At 69.6% G+C, this 1,395-nt stretch carries 1 protein-coding gene; it reads left to right on the top strand.

Annotated features, from left to right (window positions below; genetic code table 11):
- Nucleotides 1–160: 160 nt before the first annotated feature.
- Nucleotides 161–1,387, top strand: a complete 1,227-nt coding sequence (locus tag ACIBVN_RS60880) for an IS701 family transposase (protein WP_349452552.1) — start codon at nt 161–163, stop codon at nt 1,385–1,387.
- Nucleotides 1,388–1,395: the final 8 nt, after the last annotated feature.

Below are 1,395 nucleotides of genomic sequence, written 5' to 3'. Positions count from 1 at the left end.
CTAGTACTCCAGTGACACTTGGCGATCTTGAGGACTTGGGGTCACATGGCGACGGCCACCGCGTGATCATTCGGAGTTTGTGAGAACAACCAAAGATCGTGCGGTGGCCGCGAGCCACAGCGTAGACCCTGACGGCTGGATGGTCATCTTCAACGAGCTGATGGCTCGGATCGCCGGCCGGTTCGGCCGCGTCGAACCGCGGCGTGCGGCAACCGCCTATGTGCGCGGGCTGCTGGCTGACATCGACCGCAAGAACTGCTGGAACCTGGCCGAACACGCCGGGCTGACCGGGCCGCAGGCGCTGCAGCGGCTGCTGCGCACCGCCCGCTGGGACGCCGACGCGGTGCGCGATGACGTCCGCGATTTCACCGTCGACCGGCTCGGTCCCGACGGCGTGCTGATCGTGGACGAGACCGGATTCGTCAAGAAGGGCGTCGGTTCGGCCGGGGTGCAGCGGCAATACAGCGGCACCGCGGGCCGGATCGAAAACTGCCAGATCGGTGTGTTCCTCGCCTACGCCACCCCGGCGGGACGCGCGCTGCTGGACCGGCGGCTCTACGTGCCCGAGCACACCTGGCTGGCCGACCCTGGCCGCTGCCTCGCGGCAGGTGTCCCGGACGAGATCGCCTTCGCCACCAAGCCCGCCCTGGCCACGGCCATGGTGCTGGCCGCCCTCGAGGCCGGCGTGCCCGCCCATTGGGTGACCGGCGATGAGGTCTACGGGCAAGACCCGCGCCTGCGCGCCGCCCTGGAGGAGCGCCGGATGGGGTACGTGCTGGCGATCGCGGGCAACCGGCGGGTCGAACTCGAGGGCGCCCAGGTGAGCGCGGCCGAGGTCGCCACGCGAGTGTCCGATCGGCACTGGCACCGCTACCGCGCCGGTCAAGGTGCCAAGGGCCCCCGCTGGTACGCCTGGGCCTGGGCACGGATCGACGAAAGCGAGGCCCACGGATATCGGTGGCTGCTGATCCGACGCAACCTGACCACCGGCGAGCTGGCGTTCTACCGCTGCTACGCGCCCACCCGGCAGCCCCTGATGGCCCTGGTCAAGATCGCTGGAATTCGATGGGCGGTTGAGGAGTCCTTCCAAGCCGCCAAGGGCCAGGTCGGGCTGGACCACTACCAGGTACGCGACTGGACGGCCTGGCACCGGCACATCACCCTGGCCATGCTCGCGCTGGCCCTGCTGGTGGCCGTCGCCGCCGCCCAGCCACCCAGTGACCAGGACCGCATCCCGCTGACACTGCCCGAGATCCGCCGGCTGCTCGCCGTACTCGTGCTGACCTGGCACCGCTCGATCACCCATGTCCTGCGCTGGTCAGACTGGCGCCGCCGACACCAAGCCACCGCCCGACGCTGCCACTACCAGCGCAGATCCGAGCCATGATCGCGAAA

Origin of the sequence: Nonomuraea sp. NPDC049400 (assembly GCF_044466425.1) — a bacterium.
Lineage (GTDB): Bacteria > Actinomycetota > Actinomycetes > Streptosporangiales > Streptosporangiaceae > Nonomuraea.
Note: the sequence above shows the minus strand (reverse complement) of the source record. Positions and strands in the feature narration are given on the sequence as shown.

What these genes read in the sequence shown, in the direction of transcription:
- ACIBVN_RS60880 (WP_349452552.1), top strand. Translation starts at nt 161, where the DNA reads ATGGCTCGGATCGCCGGCCGGTTCGGCCGCGTCGAACCGCGGCGTGCG.